This window comes from Gordonia sp. NPDC003424, from assembly GCF_053588655.1.
This window is the reverse complement of the sequence record NZ_JBSFQJ010000002.1, coordinates 241739-259166: the sequence shown is the minus strand read 5'-3', so window position 1 is coordinate 259166 and position 17428 is coordinate 241739. Positions and strand designations below refer to the sequence as shown.

Annotated in this window: 20 protein-coding genes; 12 read left to right on the top strand and 8 right to left on the bottom strand. The window is 67.6% G+C overall.

Annotation, left to right across the window (positions count from 1 at the left end; all coding sequences use genetic code 11):
- The first annotated feature begins 92 nt into the window (after window positions 1-92).
- Genes ACWDTI_RS03805 through ACWDTI_RS03795 form a run of 3 tightly spaced genes read left to right on the top strand, consistent with a single transcriptional unit; the run spans window position 93 to window position 2304 of the window.
- Entirely contained in the window at window positions 93-656 is a 564-nt protein-coding gene (locus ACWDTI_RS03805; protein WP_449736704.1) for an XRE family transcriptional regulator, read from the top strand.
- 27 nt (window positions 657-683) lie between these two features.
- Window positions 684-1199 (top strand): hypothetical protein, encoded by a 516-nt coding sequence (locus ACWDTI_RS03800; protein ID WP_449736703.1) that lies wholly within the window; start codon window positions 684-686, stop codon window positions 1197-1199.
- Between the two features lies 1 nt (window position 1200).
- On the top strand, window positions 1201-2304 hold the full coding sequence (locus ACWDTI_RS03795) for an MAB_1171c family putative transporter (protein WP_449736702.1): 1104 nt from the start codon (window positions 1201-1203) through the stop codon (window positions 2302-2304).
- Window positions 2305-2315: 11 nt separating this feature from the next.
- Here ACWDTI_RS03795 and ACWDTI_RS03790 read toward each other — a convergent pair whose 3' ends face one another.
- From ACWDTI_RS03790 to ACWDTI_RS03780, 3 genes are all read right to left on the bottom strand, one after another.
- Window positions 2316-3077: an SDR family NAD(P)-dependent oxidoreductase gene (locus tag ACWDTI_RS03790; protein ID WP_449736701.1), complete on the bottom strand. Its 762-nt coding sequence runs from the start codon at window positions 3075-3077 to the stop codon at window positions 2316-2318.
- A 34-nt stretch (window positions 3078-3111) separates the two neighbouring features.
- Window positions 3112-3834: a TMEM165/GDT1 family protein gene (locus ACWDTI_RS03785; RefSeq protein ID WP_449736700.1), complete on the bottom strand. Its 723-nt coding sequence runs from the start codon at window positions 3832-3834 to the stop codon at window positions 3112-3114.
- A 116-nt stretch (window positions 3835-3950) separates the two neighbouring features.
- Window positions 3951-4475: a peptidase gene (locus tag ACWDTI_RS03780; RefSeq protein WP_449736699.1), complete on the bottom strand. Its 525-nt coding sequence runs from the start codon at window positions 4473-4475 to the stop codon at window positions 3951-3953.
- A gap of 156 nt (window positions 4476-4631) precedes the next feature.
- On the opposite strand from ACWDTI_RS03780, the gene ACWDTI_RS03775 reads away from it, so the two are divergent.
- On the top strand, window positions 4632-6680 hold the full coding sequence (locus tag ACWDTI_RS03775) for an ABC transporter ATP-binding protein (RefSeq protein WP_449736698.1): 2049 nt from the start codon (window positions 4632-4634) through the stop codon (window positions 6678-6680).
- On the top strand, window positions 6677-7426 hold the full coding sequence (locus ACWDTI_RS03770; protein WP_449736697.1) for an energy-coupling factor transporter transmembrane component T family protein: 750 nt from the start codon (window positions 6677-6679) through the stop codon (window positions 7424-7426). The genes ACWDTI_RS03775 and ACWDTI_RS03770 overlap by 4 nt, the downstream gene beginning before the upstream one ends.
- Before the next feature lie 55 nt (window positions 7427-7481).
- On the opposite strand, the gene ACWDTI_RS03765 is transcribed toward ACWDTI_RS03770, so the two are convergent.
- On the bottom strand, window positions 7482-8111 hold the full coding sequence (locus tag ACWDTI_RS03765; RefSeq protein WP_449736696.1) for a superoxide dismutase: 630 nt from the start codon (window positions 8109-8111) through the stop codon (window positions 7482-7484).
- Between the two features lie 98 nt (window positions 8112-8209).
- Window positions 8210-8362, bottom strand: coding sequence for a hypothetical protein (locus tag ACWDTI_RS03760; RefSeq protein ID WP_449736695.1), 153 nt, complete (start codon window positions 8360-8362; stop codon window positions 8210-8212).
- A 118-nt stretch (window positions 8363-8480) separates the two neighbouring features.
- Here ACWDTI_RS03760 and msrA point away from each other — a divergent pair, with 118 nt between their 5' ends.
- Window positions 8481-9185, top strand: coding sequence for a peptide-methionine (S)-S-oxide reductase MsrA (gene msrA, locus ACWDTI_RS03755; protein WP_449736694.1), 705 nt, complete (start codon window positions 8481-8483; stop codon window positions 9183-9185).
- A 3-nt stretch (window positions 9186-9188) separates the two neighbouring features.
- Window positions 9189-10256 (top strand): winged helix DNA-binding domain-containing protein, encoded by a 1068-nt coding sequence (locus ACWDTI_RS03750; protein WP_449736693.1) that lies wholly within the window; start codon window positions 9189-9191, stop codon window positions 10254-10256.
- A gap of 21 nt (window positions 10257-10277) precedes the next feature.
- Here the strand turns inward: ACWDTI_RS03750 and ACWDTI_RS03745 are convergent, their stop codons facing one another.
- Window positions 10278-11027 (bottom strand): VOC family protein, encoded by a 750-nt coding sequence (locus tag ACWDTI_RS03745; RefSeq protein WP_449736692.1) that lies wholly within the window; start codon window positions 11025-11027, stop codon window positions 10278-10280.
- A 44-nt stretch (window positions 11028-11071) separates the two neighbouring features.
- Between ACWDTI_RS03745 and ACWDTI_RS03740 the strand changes: the two genes are divergently transcribed.
- From ACWDTI_RS03740 to ACWDTI_RS03720, 5 genes are all read left to right on the top strand, one after another.
- Window positions 11072-11947, top strand: coding sequence for a S49 family peptidase (locus ACWDTI_RS03740; RefSeq protein ID WP_449736691.1), 876 nt, complete (start codon window positions 11072-11074; stop codon window positions 11945-11947).
- 494 nt (window positions 11948-12441) lie between these two features.
- Window positions 12442-12777 (top strand): rhodanese-like domain-containing protein, encoded by a 336-nt coding sequence (locus tag ACWDTI_RS03735; RefSeq protein ID WP_449736950.1) that lies wholly within the window; start codon window positions 12442-12444, stop codon window positions 12775-12777.
- Window positions 12778-12935: 158 nt separating this feature from the next.
- Window positions 12936-13718, top strand: coding sequence for a DUF4328 domain-containing protein (locus ACWDTI_RS03730; protein ID WP_449736690.1), 783 nt, complete (start codon window positions 12936-12938; stop codon window positions 13716-13718).
- Complete coding sequence (locus ACWDTI_RS03725; protein WP_449736689.1) at window positions 13715-14506, top strand: glycerophosphodiester phosphodiesterase family protein; 792 nt, start codon at window positions 13715-13717, stop codon at window positions 14504-14506. Before ACWDTI_RS03730 ends, ACWDTI_RS03725 begins: the two co-directional genes overlap by 4 nt.
- A 17-nt stretch (window positions 14507-14523) precedes the next feature.
- Complete coding sequence (locus ACWDTI_RS03720) at window positions 14524-15516, top strand: DUF5926 family protein (protein WP_449736688.1); 993 nt, start codon at window positions 14524-14526, stop codon at window positions 15514-15516.
- Window positions 15517-15535: 19 nt separating this feature from the next.
- On the opposite strand, the gene ACWDTI_RS03715 is transcribed toward ACWDTI_RS03720, so the two are convergent.
- Together ACWDTI_RS03715 and ACWDTI_RS03710 are read right to left on the bottom strand one after the other, a co-directional pair.
- Window positions 15536-16591 (bottom strand): C40 family peptidase, encoded by a 1056-nt coding sequence (locus tag ACWDTI_RS03715; RefSeq protein ID WP_449736687.1) that lies wholly within the window; start codon window positions 16589-16591, stop codon window positions 15536-15538.
- Entirely contained in the window at window positions 16592-17386 is a 795-nt protein-coding gene (locus ACWDTI_RS03710) for a hypothetical protein (protein WP_449736686.1), read from the bottom strand. It abuts the gene before it with no gap.
- Window positions 17387-17428: the final 42 nt, after the last annotated feature.

Here is a 17428-nt window from a genome sequence, read left to right as displayed (position 1 = left end):
CAGGTAGCTTCTCACTGTATCGAGCGTTGCATCAAGGATGCATAGGCAAGTTTAATGATTGCAGGATCAAGGTTTATTTGCCGGGGAGAATGATGACTTCACGAAGTACGGAGTCGTCTGCTGGCGATTACTCGCGCAAAGAAGCAGACCAGCTCGAGTCGGTGGATCCCGGACTCTTTGCACGCCGACTCGAGGAATTGTTTCGCACTGTACCGGGACCCAATGGGCGCGCATACAGTGCAAAGGCCATCGCGGCTCGGTCCACCGAGCGCGGCTTCCGCCTCGGTGAGTCGTACCTGAGTCAGTTGCGATCCGGGAAGGCGAAGTCCCCCTCGTTCCGCACGGTGGAGGGCATCGCGGCGGCCTTCGGGGTCGACGTCCACTATTTCCTGGAGGATCGTGCGGCGCAGCGCACGCGTGACGAGATCGACCTGATGCGCCTGCAAGCCGACACCAACGTTCAGCTCGCGGCATTCCGCCTCGCCGGCCTGTCGAGTGACTCGGTCACCGTCGTCAACGAACTGATCAAGGTGCTCCGGGAACAGCAGGGACTACCGAAGGATCCACCGGACATCGCAGCGACCGGGCTGTCCGAGGAAGCGGAATCCGCAGACGCGCATCTGCGGGTCGTCAATGGGCAGCCGCCAAAAGACTGACCAGTCTCCTTCCGGGAGTGATGGCAGATGCGCCGGAGCCGACGCGCCCTGCGCACGTTGTGTCGCGAGACCCTGCGGGGCCTCGATCTTGACCTGCCTTTGGACGTCACCCAGCTCTGTGACCGTTTCGGGGAGCGGCGCGGCCGCCCCATTCGATTGATCGCGCATCCGTTGCCGGCCGGTATGCCCAACGGGATCTGGCTGGCCGCCGACGACGCGGACTACTTCTTCTACCAGGCCAACACGTCACGCCTGCATCAGGACCAGATCATCGTCCACGAGTTCGGACATCTCATCGCCGGACATCAGATGCTCGGGGACCTGTCGGCCGTCTCCGCCCTCGCCGGCCCGTCCGACGACGACTCCGACGCCGCCCTCCGGCGGACCTGCTACTCCGACGAACGCGAGTGGGAGGCCGAGATGCTTGCCTCGATGATTCTCGACTGGGCCGGGGAGGCCGGTGATACGGTCGGACACACATCCGAAAACACCGAGTTGCGCGGTCTCCAACGACTCCTCGGAGGGCATAAGGGATGGTTGTAGCGTGATCGTCGTCGGCATCCTCAACGCACTCGCCGCCGTGGTTTTTGCCGGTGCGCTGTGCTGGCGGCTCGAACAGATCCGACGCCAGGGCGGTGGACTCCAACCGCTGGCGATGACCGTGGCGATCGCCGCTCTCACCCTCGCGTTCGTGGTGTCCAACGAGGACGTCGCCAACGCGATCGACACCATCGCGTTCGTCGGTGCCGAGCGGGTGCTGTTCTTCGGGCTGCTCGCGGTCGGGGTCGCGGCCCTGATCGTCGTCTTCTTCTTCCCCGACCACTCCACGCGCGAGCATCGGGCGGGTATCGAAGCGATCCCGCTGGTCGCGGCCATCGTCGGGCTGCAGATCACGATGCTGATCATTCCGATCGATATGCGCACAGAGAGTCTGTCGGACTGGACGGTCAGCAACATCGCATACGCACTGTTCGTCCTCATCGCCAGCGGCTACCTGGCGTACGGCTTCCTGGCGTGTGTCCACAGTGTGCGGCGATTCTTCCGTCTCGCCGACGGGTATCTCAAGATATCGCTCGGCCTGCTGGTCGCCGGCCTCATGGCCCTGGCGCTGAGTGCGCTGCTGCAGATCTCGTTCGTCGTCATCGCGTCGATCGGTCTCGGCGGCTGGAACTGGTTGCTGACCTGCAGTCAGGTCGCATCGATCGTCGGTGTTGTCGGCTTCCTGATCGGCATCAGTTACCCGATGCTGCACGCGCGCTGGCATGCGGTCACCGCCGGACGCCGCCATCGTCACGACGCCGAGGAACTGCTCCCGTTGTGGACGCTGCTGACCGACGCGATCCCGGAGGTCGTCCTGCCCGCCGGCCGGGGGATGGCGCCGTCGATGCTGCTGCGCCGTCGTGTGGTGGAGATCCGGGACGCGCTGACCCAGCTCAGCCCGTTCCTTACGGAAGATTTCGATGTCGTCGACGACGCTGCCCGCGCGGAGTTGCTGTGGGCGGCCGTCGACGAGTACACCGAGGTCGGCCGCGTGCGCGGCGCGGTGCGTGACGTGGTGCCCAGCGAGGTCGCCGACCTCGACGAGGACGCCGCTCCGCTCATCCGGCTGTCACGTGCACTGGCCGACGTGCAGGCGTCGGCGCTGTAGGAGTCCGCGGATCAGCGCGGTGCCATCCGGATCGCGCCGTCCATCCGGATGGTCTCGCCGTTCAGATAGTTGTGCGTCACGATGAACTCCGCGAGCTGTGCGTACTCGTCGGGTTCGCCGAGGCGCTGCGGGAACGGGATCGCCTCGGCCAGCGTCTTCTGGAACTCGGGGGTCACGCCCGCGAGCATCGGGGTGCTGATTGTGCCGGGCGCGATGGTGCACACCCGCACACCCACGCGTGCCAGGTCACGGGCCGCGGAGATGGTCATCGCATGCACGCCACCCTTCGACGCGGCGTAGGCGATCTGACCGATCTGTCCCTCGAACGCGGCAACGGACGCGGTGTTGATGATGACGCCGCGCTGACCGTCGCCGTCGACGACCCGTTCCTGCGCGATCCGGTTGGCCGCCAGGCGCATCACGTTGAACGTGCCGACGAGATTGATGTTGATGACCTTCTGGAACAGCCCGAGGTCGTGCGGACCGTCCTTGCCGAGGATGCGTGCGGCCCATCCAACACCGGCGCAGTTGACGGCGACCCGCAGCGGCGCACCGGCCTCGACGATGGTGTCGATCGCGGACTGCACGTCCGACTCGCTGGTCACGTCCGCAGGGATCAGGGTGACCCCGCCCACCGGCGCGGCCTTGTCGATCGACGGTTGCAGATCGAGGCCGAAGACCTGGGCTCCCGCGGCGGCGAATCGCTTGGCGGTGGCGGCGCCCAGGCCCGATGCGGCGCCCGTGACGAGGACTGAGGAACCGGAGACGTCCATGACGGTGTCCTTTCGAGAGACGACACCGAGAACACTAACGAGGGGTACCGACCTCGTGGACGTCGGTGTCGGTGTCGTCGGAGGCAGCGAGCGCGGCAGCGCGTCGTACCCGATGGATGTAGACGGCGCCGATGCCCAGCAGCGCCACGACGGCGGACAGTGTCGCGATGACCGTGACCGTGCCGGCGTCCTTGAGGCCTTCGTAGAGGAGCCAGGCGGCGAACCCGAAGAACAGGACCGCGGCCATGCGCGAGATGGCCTTCTCCGGCAGGTGCTTGTGGAGCAGCGCGCCGACGAGGATCGCGAGGGCGTCGGCGGCGACCATGCCGATGGTCGAGCCGATCCACACGCCGACCCAGTCGTGGTTGGTGGCCAGCGTGATGGTGGCGAGCATCGTCTTGTCGCCGAGTTCGGCGAGCAGGAAGGCCGACATCACCGCGAAGAACACCGACGCACCGGCGCGTTCGGCCTTGGTGGACTCGTCGTCGTCGAGGTGGTCGCCGCGAATGGTCCACAGTCCGAACACCAGCATCGCGAGTCCGGCCAGGATCGACATGACATCGGACGGGATCGACACACCGAGGAAATGGCCGAAGAACACCGACACCGCGTGCACGGCGGTGGTTGCCACGGTGATGGCGGCGAGCACCACCCACCACTTGTAGCGGAGGGCGTAGGTCATGGCCATCAGCTGCGACTTGTCGCCGAGTTCGGCGACGAAGATCACGCCGAAGCTCAGGAGGAGGGCAGCAATCATGTTGGCCAGGTTAGGGCGCCCACACCTGAGCGCGCAACTGCTCGCCTGGCCACATTTTCGCAGGTAGGGGGCACAAAACTGAAAGTTTGGGCACCCTAAATCGTGCCGCTCGCAGGTCAGGCCACCAACAGCATCGCGAGCACGGCGGTGTCGGGATCGGCGTTCGGGTCGATCCCGACCTGGTTGCGGAGCGTCACCACTGTGCCGTCCGCCTCGGCCTCGGCCCACCCTGCGCGATGTTCCAGACCGAGTTCGGGGAGCCCGGGCAGCAGTACACATCCGGACGCCACCTGTGAGCACTCCGGCAGCGACGGCCGTGTCTGCGACGGCGGGTGCAGCATCACCAGGGCGGGCGGGTTGCTCAGGAATCGGCCCGCTTCGACGAAGCTGTCGTCGATGACGTTGCCGACCGCCACCATCATCCCGACCGCGTCGGCATCCGCGTCGTCGGGCCGGTCCTCGACGACGCCGAAGATGGTGGTCGTCGGCAGGAACCCGGGGCGGCACGCGATGCGGACCGACGCGACGAGGGTCTGCGTCCACTCCAGTGTCGATTCTGGCCAGCGGCCGGAGATCATGATGCCGTTCAGGTGACCGCCGTGCTGAAACGGTGTGAGACCGATCGGAATGGATGACGTCATCGCTGGCTCCCCTCTACCGCACATACCCGAGTGCCCGAAACCGTGTGGAAGCAGAATCCACCCGCCAACCTTCGATGACAACTCGAACACGGGAGTTGTGACGGTTCTTTAACACAGCTTCATTCAGTGTTCCGACCACCAGGCACACTGGATGGGGTGAAAACCTCCGGCCCGCTGCGCCCGATGGAGATGGCATCCGTCGCCATCTTCGGCGGACTGACCGTCGCGGCGATCGTCGTCGCCGCGGTCATCCCGTTCGCCTCCGCCGTCGGACTCCTCGCGCCGGTGCCGTTGGCGCTGGTCGCCGCGCGGACCAGGCCACGTGCGCTCGCGGCCGCGGCGGTCGCCACCGTCGGCGTGAGTTTCGCGATGGCGGGAACGGGTGCGGCCCTCACCGTGCTCGGTTCGGCGCTCATCGGCGGCATCGTCGGTGACACCAAGCGCCGCGGACGTGGCGCGCTGTCGATCGTGCTGGCCGGGCTGATCGCCGCCCCCATCCTCGGCGGGTTCTCGGTACTGATCCTGCTGATCCTCAAACCGTTGCGCGAGCTGGCCATCGAGGCGCTGGCCAACACGGTCGGTGGCCTGGTCAAACTGCTGAACACCTCCACGGCGTTGGGCGGTGTCGCCGATGCGGTGCAGACCCTGGGTGACAGCCTGGTCGACTACTGGTGGGTGTGGATGTGGATCTCCGGGGCGATCGGCACGGCCATCTCGCTGGCGGTGGCGTGGTGGGTGCTCGGAGGGGTGATCAGCCGGCTGGCCGAGATCCCCAGTGAGGACACCCTCGCCGGCGGTATCGACGACGTCGAGCCGGGCCCCCTGCCGCTGACCCTGGACCACGTCGGCTTCCGGTATCACGCCGGTGCGCCCCTCGTCCTCGACGACATCACCGCCCGCATCCAGCCAGGCGAGTTCGTCGCGGTCGTCGGTGCCAACGGATCCGGCAAGTCGACCCTGGCGAAGATCCTCGCGGGCCACGAAGCCACCACCGGAGCCGTGCACCGGCCGGGGGCGGCCGGCCTCGGCAGGCACGGCGGCACGGCGATGGTGTTGCAGCGGCCCGAAACGCAGATGCTCGGGTCGCGCGTGGCCGACGACGTCGTCTGGGGGCTGCCGCCGGGCGTCGACGTGGACGTCGAGGCGCTGCTCGCGGAGGTCGGGCTACCGGGACTCGGCGACCGTGAGACCTCGGATCTGTCCGGTGGCCAGCAACAACGGCTGGCCATCGCGGCCGCCCTCGCCCGCGATCCGGTGCTCCTCATCGCCGACGAGGTCACCTCGATGGTCGATCCGACGGGCCGCGACGAATTGCTCACGCTGCTCGCCGATCTGCCCCGGCGCCGTGGCATGAGCGTCGTGCTGATCACCCACCGGGGCACCGAGGCGGCGGCTGCGGACCGGGTCATCCACCTGCACCAGGGCCGGTTGGTGTCGCACCCACCGGAGTGGATACCGCGGCCAGGGTCGGTCGCCGAAGCGCCCGCGGTCGGGTGGCGCGCGATGACCACGCCGCACTCGTCCGCGGGACCGCCCTTGCTGCGCCTCGACCACATCGCGCACAAGTACCTGCCCCGATCGCCCTGGGAGGTGCAGGCGCTGCACGACGTCGACCTGACCGTCAACCGTGGCGACGGCATCCTCATCGTCGGTGGCAACGGTTCCGGCAAGACCACGCTCGCGTGGATCATGGCCGGTCTGATCGCCCCGACGTCCGGGTCGGCGACCCTGGCGGGCAAGGCGGTCAAAGATCAGGTCGGCGAGGTCGCACTGGCCTTCCAGCATCCGCGGCTGCAGCTGCAGAAGCAGGTCGTCGGCGACGAGATCATGGCCGCGGGCGGGTTGCGGGTCGGGAGCGCCGAGGTTGCCCGGGTCCTCGAACTCGTCGGATTGCCCCGGGAGATCGCGGCGCGGCAGATCGATTCCCTGTCGGGCGGGCAGATGCGCCGTGTCGTCCTCGCGGGGCTGATCGCCCGACGCCCACAGGTACTCGTCCTCGACGAACCGCTGGCCGGCGTCGATCCCTACGCGCGGGTGGAGATCGTCGCGCTGCTCGCACGGCTGCGGGCCGACGGTCTGACCCTCGTCATCATCTCGCACGACTTCGCCGACCTCGACGCGGTCATCAACCGCCGCGTGCGGCTCGTCGACGGGACGCTCACCGAGATCCCCGCTCACCACAACGCCCGGGAGGTCGTCGAATGACCATGCAGAGCGTGCCGTTGCGGCAGGTGCCCGGCGACTCCTTCGTGCACCGCCTGTGGGCGGGCACGAAGCTGCTCGTGGTGCTCGTGCTGAGTGCGTTGACCTGGGTGTTGCCGTCGTGGCCCGCGCTCGGTGTGGTCGCGGCCGTCATGGTGATCACCGCGCTCGCCGCGGGCATCCCGTTGGGTGCGATCCCGCGTCCGCCGTGGTGGTTCTGGGGACTGATCATCGCCGGCGGCGCGCTCAACCTGTTCTTCGGTCCGGCGGCCCTCGTCGTCTACCTCCGGGCCACGACGCTGGGCCTGGTGCTGCTCGCGAGCTCGATCCTGGTCATCTGGACCACCCCGATGGCCGAGGTCGCGCCGGCCATCGCGACGCTGATGCGGCCGCTGCGGTTCCTCCGGCTGCCCGTCGACGAGTGGGCTGTGGCGATCGCGCTGTGCCTGCGTGGGTTGCCGTTGCTGGTCGACGAACTCCGCCTGCTCCGCGCTGCGCATCGGCTGCGGCCGAGCGCCCCGGCCCGGTCGGGTCATCCGGCCGCCGAGATGGGCATCGTCGACATGATCACCGCGGCCATGTCGAGCGCCCTGCGACGCAGCGCGGAGATGTCCGAGGCGATCACCGCCCGCGGCGGCACCGGCCGACTGACCGCCTATCCGTCTCGGCCCGGCCGTGCCGATGCGGCGGTCATCACCGTGGTGGTCGTGGCCTGCGTCGGCGCTGTCGTCGCGACGATCCTGCTGTAGAAGCACGAACGGCGGTCACCCTGAACGAAGGGTGACCGCCGTCGGGCGACGGGAATCAGGCGGAGACGATGAGTCCGGCACCCTGGCTGGTGGCACGGGCGTACCGTTCGCCGGCGTCGGCCCAGTTGACCACGTTCCACCAGGCCTTCACGTAGTCCGGCTTCACGTTCTGGTAGTCGAGGTAGAAGGCGTGCTCCCACATGTCGAGCATGACCACCGGGATGATGGCGGCCGGGATGTTGCCGCTCTGGTCGGTCAGCTGCAGGATCACGAGGTTGCCGCCGATGGTGTCGTAACCCAGGATCGCCCAGCCGGAACCCTGCAGGGTGGTGGCCGCTGCGGTGAAGTGGGCCTTGAACTTGTCGAAGCCGCCGAACTGTTCGGTGATCGCGGTCGCGAGATCACCCTCGGGCTCGCCACCGCCGTTGGGGGACAGGTTCTTCCAGAAGATCGAGTGGTTGGTGTGACCACCGAGATGGAACGACAGCGTCGCCGACAGCCCGTAGACCTTGCCCGCGATGCTCTCGTCTTCGCGTGCGGCAGCCAGCTTTTCGAGGGTGTCGTTGGCACCCTTCACGTAGGTGGCGTGGTGCTTGTCGTGGTGGAGCTCCATGATCCTGCCGGAGATGTGGGGTTCGAGGGCCCCATAGTCGTAAGGGAGATCCGGCAAGGTGTATTCAGCCACGGTATTCCTCTCTGAACTGCTACGGGGGTACTCACTCCGACCTTACGCAGCGCGAAGACGAATGCAACAACGGGGGCGAAGGCGACGCAGTGGGCCCGTCAGATGATCGCGAGGACGACGAACAATGCCAGAAGAGCGACGAGGCTGGCCGCGATACCCAGGCAGGCGGACCGGACGTTGTAGGTGGCACGCGGCGCGCTCGGCCGCGGCCCGAGGACCCGGCGGAGATCAGAACCTGCGTGCGTGGCCATGCAACCCCTTCCGACGGCGTGAGCGTGGTCACACCATCTCGACGTGGGGCACATCATAGGCAGACTGTCCAGCATCTCTCAAGGTCGGTGTGTCGCCGGGCCCGCGTAGAATCGACACATGTCTTGGCTTGACCAGCTACTTTCGGCCCAATCCGGCAAGCGCACGATGATCTCGCCCGACAAGGCGCTGCCGGGCCGCAACCAGCCGGTGCCATTGGCGCCCGAACACCTCCTGCTCCACCATCCGATGCGCGGTGACGGTGACCGCGATGGCACCGGGGTGGGCGATTTCGGCGACGGACTACAGAAGGTGGTTCTCGCCGGCGGATGCTTCTGGGGCGTCGAGGAGATCTTCTGGCAGGTGCCCGGCGTGTACACCACCGCGGTGGGCTACGCCGGCGGACACACCTCGAATCCGTCGTACGAGGAGGTGTGCACGGCGCGTACCGGACACACCGAATCGGTTCTCGTGGTGTTCGACCCCGCGGTCATCGACCTCGAAGGCATCCTGAAGATCTTCTGGGAGAGCCACGACCCGACGCAGGAAATGCAGCAGGGCAACGACATCGGCACCCAATACCGGTCGGCGATCTACACATTCTCCGACGGCGATGCCGACCTCGCCCGGGCTTCGGCGGAGAAGTTCGCGACGGTGCTCGCCGAGGCGGGTCTCGGGCCGATCGCCACCGAGATCGCGCCGCTGAAGCGCGCGGGCGACGGACGCTTCTACTGCGCCGAGGATTATCACCAGCAGTACCTCGCGAAGAACCCGCACGGCTATCGATGCCACGCCGCCACCGGGCTGCACTATCCCACCACCTGATCGGTGACCGAACGGATCACGTTGCGGCAGTGGAACCGTACGCTGCTGGCACGTCAGCATCTGCTCTCCCGGGTCGACGAGGACGCGATCGAGGTCCTTGACCGCTGTGTCGGGATGCAGGCCCAGGATCCCAGGGCGCCGTTCTACGGACTGTGGTCGCGGATGGCCGATTTCGAACCGTCCGAACTCGACGATCTCCTCTCGTCCCGGGAGGTGGTGCGGATGGCGCTGCTGCGCTCGACGGTGTTCCTCGCCGACGCCGAGGACGCCCGATGGATCCGGGCCGTCGCGCAACCGGTCCTCGACGCCGAACTCTCGGTGCACGCCCGTCGCCTCGAGTCGGTCTCCGTAGACGAAGTTCTCACGACTGCAACGGAATTGCTTGCCGAGGGTCCGGCATCCACGGCCGCTCTCGGTCGACACCTGACCGAGGTACATCCCGGTGCGGACCGGGCATCGATGGTCGGCGTGGCGCGTTGCGGACTGCCGTTGGTCCAGGTGCCACCGCGCGGACTCTGGCGGGGCAGTGCGGCACCGACCTATCGGCTCTTCGACGACTGGGTCGGGCCCCGATCACCGGCGGTCACCGGGGACGAGGCCCGCAAGGATCTGATCCGTCTCTACCTGCGGGGGTTCGGGCCGGCCACGGTCAACGGCATCCAATCGTGGTGTGGACTGACCCGACTGCGCCCGCTGATCGACGAGATGGTCGCGGATTGGGAACTGACAACCCTGACCGGACCGGACGATGAGGCGCTGTTCGACCTCGAGGGCCTCGACATCGTCGACGACGATCTCGCGGCGCCACCGAGATTGATCGCCCCGTACGACAACATCCTTGTCGCACAAGCAGATCGACGCAGGGTGGCGGACGAGGAGTACTACCGGGCGCTGCAGACCGCCAACGGGATATCGCCGGGCTTCGTCCTCGTCGACGGCCGGCTCGCCGGCAGTTGGGGTTTCGACGCGCAGCGTCGTGTCCGGGTGAACCTGGACGTCGAACCGGATCGACGAACCAGATCCGCGCTGCACGCGGAAATCGAACTCCTGCAGGACTTCTGTGACCGCTGACGGCTTCGTGCCGCCGCCCGCTCAGCGTCCGGTACGCGGGTTTCGGCTGGTGATGCAGTAGCGACGCCCCACCGGGTCGGCCATCACGGTCCACTTCGGCATCCGCTCGATCACCCGCGCACCCCACCCCTCGTGACGCGACACCTCGTCGTCGACCGACGTCGTCGCCAGGTCGAGATGGCCGGTCGCGCGAAGTGAATCGCACTCGGGTCCGTTGCGCTGCAGCAGGATTCCGATGGCAAGCCGTGGATCACGCTGCACCGCGGTCAGTTCGGGCCGCGACGTGGGGGCGGTCGGGCGTCCGGTCAGCTGCGCCCAGAAGACGAGTTCGCGGTCGTGAAACGTGGCCGGCACGTCGATGGTCACCTGATCGATGATGCTGATCGTGTCGCCGGGCCACCGGATCGGCCGCGACCGCTCGGACTCGCCGTGCCACTCGACGATGCAGAACCGGAAGCCCGCGGGTGACTCGACGATGACATGCCCGTCCGGCCATTCCTGAAGCACGGTGGCGCCCAGGCCGATAGCCTCGGCGACCGCGGCCCGGGGATCGTCGACGTGCAGGTCGAGATGGACGCCACCGGGGCCCTTCTCGATGCGTTGCACGCGGAGGTGGGGATCGCCGTTGAACGGTTCGAGGGAAGCGAATTCGCGATGTGCGCCACGGGGCGGGGAGACGGTGCTGCCGGCGATGGCCCGCCAGAAGGTGACCTCCGGCCCGAACTGTTCCGCAGGGAAGTCGAGGAACGCGGTGAGCCAACGGATGTGCACGGGAGAAGAGTGTAATGGCCTGTCCCACGCCATACACTCGCCACATGAGTGCACGACCGTGGACGAAGCTGATGAAGCGCAGGGCGGCCGCCCGCGCCGATCGGGTGGCGGTGGTGCGTCTCGATGGTGCCATCGGGATGGCGATGACGGGCCGCCCGGGGATCACCACGGAGTCGATCGAACCCGTCCTCAAGCGGGCTTTCGACACCGAGCATCTCAAGGCGGTCGTGGTGGTCATCAATTCGCCGGGCGGTTCGCCGGCGCAGTCCGAGTACATCGCCGAACGGATCCGGCAGCTGTCGTCGGAGAAGGGTGTGCCGGTGCTCGCCTTCTGCGAGGACATCGTGGCGTCGGGCGGTTACTGGATCGCGTGCGCGGCCGACGAGATCTTCGCCGCGCACACCTCGCTGGTGGGTTCGATCGGGGTGGTGTCGTCGGGGTTCGGTCTCGCCGATGTCCTGACCCGATTCGGCGTGGAGCGTCGGCTCTACACGAGCGGCGCCAACAAGGCCCGCTTGGACACCTTCTCGCCGGAGCGGCCCGAGGACGTCGAGTGGCTCAAGGATCTCCAGTCGCAGCTGCACGGGGCGTTCATCGCGTGGGTCCGGCAACGTCGCGGCAAGAGACTCGATGCGCCCGACGACGAGTTGTTCAGTGGTGACATCTGGGTGGGCGAGCGCGCGATGGAGGTCGGCCTCGTCGACGGGGTCGGGGTCATGCGGTCGGTGCTGGCCGAACGCTTCCCGGACGCGGAGATCACCGTGATCGAGGCGCCCAAGCCGCTGCTGGCCAGACTCACGGGCGGACATGTCGGTGTGCGCGGATGGCGTGAGGGTCTGGTCGCCGGTCTGGTGGATTCCGCGCTCGACGCCGTCGAGGACGGTGTCGGCCGGCGGGGTGTGCGAACCGACCTTCGTTAGTGTCGCAGCCGCCCGAGGAGCCAATTCTCCCCAAGTTATCCACAGCGCTAGGCGGGCTGGGAACTCACCCGCAAGCGACGCCCGAGATGCAGACTGGTGCATGATCTGATCCAACGACAGACGATTTCGGTGACCGCGATCACACACCTTGTGAAAGGGGTCACAAAATGGGTGCCAATCGCGCTGCGGTTTTCCACAGTTTCCACAGTCTCATCCACAGGTTGACGGTCGTCGCCTCACGGGCGGTGGCGGTTGTCAAATCGCCATGTGGATAGGATTATGCAGGTCGTCATAGTGACGATTCGGGTCGTCCGCATATGTGGCCTCTCAAGTCCAGTCGAACCCCCGTCGAGTGGTTTGTGCACAGGCCGGGGTGCCCGCAGATCAGCACCTGGCACCTCGGGCGTGTCTCCCATCGGCCCTTGCTGGTGTCGCGGAAGCAGTAGGAGACACGCCCCAGCGGGCAGTGCCTGTGCCACCATGGTTTGGTGAGCATGGACGAGATCCGGCAGGTGCCGGTGACGGAGCTGCCGGACGATTTCTCCGACGAGGTCGGCCGCGTTCTGCTCGACGTCCGTGAGGACGACGAGTGGGCGGCAGGCCATGTGCGCGGAGCGGTGCACATCCCGCTCGGCGACGTGCCGGCGCGTCTCGACGAGATCGATCTCGACAACGAGTTGTTGGTGGTCTGCCATTCCAGCGGGCGATCGATGCGGCTTCTGCAATACCTCGATCAGCTCGGATTGCAGGGTGACTGCGTCCGGGGTGGCATGCTGGCCTGGGTCGAGCACGGTAAGCCGATCGAGACGGGGAATCCCGAGGCACGATGATCGACCTCTGCCCAAGGTGCCGTATCCAGGCACCTCATCGCCCCGGGCGGGAGCGATGCCCGCGATGCGGCGGCCCACTGCGGGTGATCGGCGCCGAACCCCCGCGTGCCCACGCCCCCCGAACCCACCGGGTCTACCGCAGCCACCGCGTTCGGTGGGTGGCCCGCCGCCCACCCGAGGCCATCCCGCCACGTCGGGCCGCCCGGCCGAGTGGTCCCCGCCTGATCCCCCGCTACGTCTACGTCCCGCATTGGGGACTGCGCGACGTCCCGCTCTCCGAGGTCGCCGAAAGTTCGCCCAGCGAGCACCTCGCCGCCGCGCTGTTGCGGGCGCTGCAGGTCCTCGCGGTGACGCTCGGGATCTCTGCCGGCGCCCATCTGCTTCGATACCTCCTGCTGGTCGTCAACCGGTCGACCCCGGTGCCCGCCTGGACGGACATGCTGACCACACTCCTGGTGCTGTTCGGCGGGATCGTGTCACTCTTCGCCTTCGCCTACGCCACAGTGGTATTCGTCCGCTGGATCATCGAGCTGCGGTCGGATGCCTATCGGCGTCACGACCGTCGTGACCCGCGTCGACGGTGGGTGGTCGCGCTGCTCGCCGGCGTTCCGCTGGTCAATGTGCTCGGCGCGGGGCTGCTGCTCCACGAGGTCACGGCGATGCGCGACGACCTCGACGCCGCCATGACCCGGGACCGGCTCACCCGTGTCTGGGTGGCCTGGGCGATCGTCAACGGGCTCGCGATCCTCGCACTGGCCACCCGCGTTGTCGCATGGCGGTCCGGGTCGATCCAGACCGGCGCCAACGGCCTGTTGGCCGTTGCCGTGTGCTCGGCGGTCTCGGCGGTGTTCGCCTGGTGGTTGGCCCGCCGTATCGACAGTATCTTCGCCGGCGTGCGGCAGGAGCCGGTGCCGGAACGACGGTGGGTGGCGGTCGTATGACGAGCGCCGAGCAGATCTCCCGTTCCGGCAAACCCGCGGTGGTCGCCCATCGGGGGGCGTCGGCCGATCTCGCGGAGCACACGCTCGACGCCTACGAACTCGCCCTGACGCAGGGCGCCGACGGACTCGAGTGCGACGTGCGGCTCACCAGCGACCACGAGCTGGTGTGCATCCACGACCGCACGGTGGACCGCACCTCCGACGGCAGCGGGGTGGTGAGCGAGATGACGCTCGCCGAGCTGAAGGAACTGGACTTCGGCAGCTGGCACCAGAACGGCAAACCCGCCACGGTGCTGACGCTGCGAGACCTGCTCACGCTGACCCTCGACTGGCGGCGACCGGTGCGGCTGTTCATCGAGACCAAGCATCCGGTGCGATTCGGCAGCCTCGTCGAAACCAAGCTCCTCGAGGTGCTCCATGAGTTCGGCGTCGCGGCACCGCCGTCGGCCGATCACAGTCGGGCCGTGGTGATCTCCTTCTCGTCGGCGGGCGTCTGGCGGGTGCGGCGGCACGCGCCGATGTTGCCGACGATCCTGCTCGGCGACACCGCACGTCTCTTCGGCGGCAGCGCCGCCACCGCGGTCGGTGCCACCGGCATCGGGCCCTCGGTGCAAACCCTGCGCCAATACCCGGACCTCGTCGACCGGGCCGCCGCGTCGGGACGCGTGACATATTGCTGGACCGTCGACGAACGGGTCGACGTCCAGTTCTGCGCCGACATCGGGGTCCGCTGGCTCGCCACCAACACACCCGCACAGGTGAGGGAATGGCTTGTCACCGTCGACTGACGTGAGAAGGTAGCGCCATGGCGAAGAAGAGCAAACGCGGCGCCGGCCCACGTCCCGGCGGCAATCGCGCGGAGCGGGTGGCCGCGCGCAAGCAGCGGCAGGCCGCCGCGATGGCACCCACGCCCCGGCCGTTCGCCGGCCTGGCCGCCGAGTGCGATCTCGTCGCACTGCGATCGTTCGTCGCCTCGGCGACCGCGATGCTCGACCTGGTCGAACCGGGTGCCGCGACGCCGGCGCCGACATCCGTGGTGCCGTCCGACGACGTTCCCGACACGCCGCCCGCGCGACCGGAGGGCGTACGCAACGATGTGCTGGTCGCGACGATTCTGCCCGGCGCGGTGCCCGCGCTGGTGCGGGAGAATCCTCGGGTCGGACCGGAAGGGCTCGTCGCGCTGCAGACCGATCCCGAGCCGACCGATCTGCCGGGTGCGTTCGCCGATGCGATCGCCTGGGCCGCCCACGCGCCGATCGGCGCGGAGTACCGGCCGACCGGCACCGACCAGACGGCGGCCGAGTTGCTCAAGGTCGATTCACCGCTCGAGATCACCGTCTACGACGACTTCGGCTGGTGGTTTCCCGAAGGCACCGACGTCCCGCCGGAGATCGCACAGATGGTCCAGCGCGCGAACGACTCGATCATGCCGACCGCGCGACTGACCCCGAAGAGCGGTGTCGGCGCGCCTTGGTGGGTCGACGCCGGCGAACGGGCGCATCTGCGGTGGGTGCGGCCCGAACCCGAGGACGAGCTGATGACCGCGCTCGCCCGCTTGCACGCGGCGGGCCGGCTCACCCTCGGCGAGGGGTCGCGGTTCGCCGGCTCCTTCCGCACCCATGGCCTGCTGGTGCCGGTGTTCGATCTCGACAACGAACTCCACCACGAAGAGTGGTACGGCGGTCTCGATCAGTTCGACGAATGGCTCGGCGAAGCCCTCGCCGCGACCGGCGACCTCACCGGCGCCGAACTCAGGTCACGCGACGGCATCCGCGGCCGGCAGGTCACGCTGCGCTGAGCCGGGCTGCGGCGCCGAATCAGGATGCGGCGCTGACGGTCCCGGTCGAGGTGGGTCGGTAGATACCCATGTACTGCTGGCCGATGTTGTCGGTCCGCATGGGTGAGATCCCCACCGGGTCACCGGCCTCGATCATCGTGCCGTCGCCGAGCGCCATGGCCACGTGCCCGCTCCACACCACCAGGTCGCCCGCCTGTGCTTGACCCTCCGGGACACGGGCGCCGACCGCCTGATTCTCCGCGGTGCGTGGAATCTCCATGCCCGCTTGCCGATACGCGTACTGCGTCAGGCCACTGCAGTCGAGACCCTGCCCCGGGGTGGTGCCGCCCCACACATAGTGCACACCCTGCTGGGTGAGCGCGGCGCGAACGGCGTTGGCGGCCTTCTCGTTCGGCGCGTTCACCACCTTCCCGTTCGGCAGTGTCAGACGCACGCCGCCGCCGGGCAGGTTCTCGGATGTGATCGCCTGCGCGACACCGGCCTTGGACGCATCACTCCCGTCCGGAGCCGACGCCATCGACCGCGACAACGCGGCGATCTCCTTGTGGCGCTTGGTGAACTCGCGCTGTTCGGCCGCCTGCTCGTCGGCCACCTTCTGCAACTTGTGGGTCTCGGAGGCCAGATCGTGTCGGACACGCTTGACGATCGTGTCCGCACGTTGCAGATGGGTTTCGGCGAGCTGGATCAACGCCGGAAAACCCTCCGGTGTCAACACGATCGGGGAGGCGGATACCGACTCGACGAACGAGTCGATGACCCCGCTGAGGTCCTTGTAGCCGCCGTTGATGAGATCGGTCGCGGTGTCGGTGACCGACGCGATGTGGTTGCCGCGATCGGAGACGTGACCCGTATCGGCGTGGGCGGAGCCCATGGTCTGCACGACCTGTGCTGCGGCGGGACTGTTCCAGTGCTGGTCGAGTTCGACGGTGGATCGCGTCGATTGTGCGCGCACCCCGTCGAGCACGTCACTGGCGTCGCGTAGCTGGGTGGACGGACCGTGAAAGGGCATCGAGCCGGTCCCGAATGCCTGCAGCAGCGCGTGCAGCGGCGCGAGGAGAAGTGCCAGGGGAATCATCTACGCGCGCACCCGGCTATCGGGGCCGGGAGCGGTGGTGTCGGCGCTCGCGGCGACGGTACCGGTCGAGTTCAGCGTGGTGAACAGTTGGGTGGCCTCGCCCATCCGGGCCGCGTACCTGTCAGGAAATGCCGACCTCTGTACCGCCTGAGCCCGGTCGCCCGGGCTGCCCGACGTCCCGCGCAGTTGTTCGTAGTAGGACGTCGCCGCGTCATCGACGTTCATCCGGTTGCGGCCGTTGACGGTCCAGGGGGCGAAGTTGCGCTGCTGGAACACGCCGACGCTGTCGCGGTCGCCGAAGTTGATGTTCTGCAGATTCGATTCGACCATGCCGGTGGCGATCGCGGACTTGATCTCGTCGTCGGACATGCCCATCTTGTGGCCGCGGTCGATGATGATCCGCGCGACCTGTTCGCGGGTGAGACTCTGGCTCGCCGGATCGAGTCCCGTGGCGAGGTTGGTGCTCGCTCCGCCCAGCGACTTCGCCATCGCATCGACACTCCCGAACTGCGTGGCGTTCTGCGCATCCGTCTCGGAGTAGCCGAACGCGGCGCTCATCACCGCCCGCCCGATCTCCGCGTAGCGCTTGCCGAGGTCACCGATCTGGCGGTGATGGGTATTGGTGACGAGGGAGGCCACCGCCATGAAATCTGCGCCGACCAGACCGAAGACGGTCGTCATCAGGGCGGTGTCGAATTCGCCCCGCTTGGCTTCGACGGATACCGTGGTGCCGCGGTCCTCGGTCCGCACCCCGAAACCATGGATGGCGTCGAGCTCAACATTCAGTTCTGTCACTTGTCCCCCTACATCGCCGCTTGGCGACACAAACAACGCATG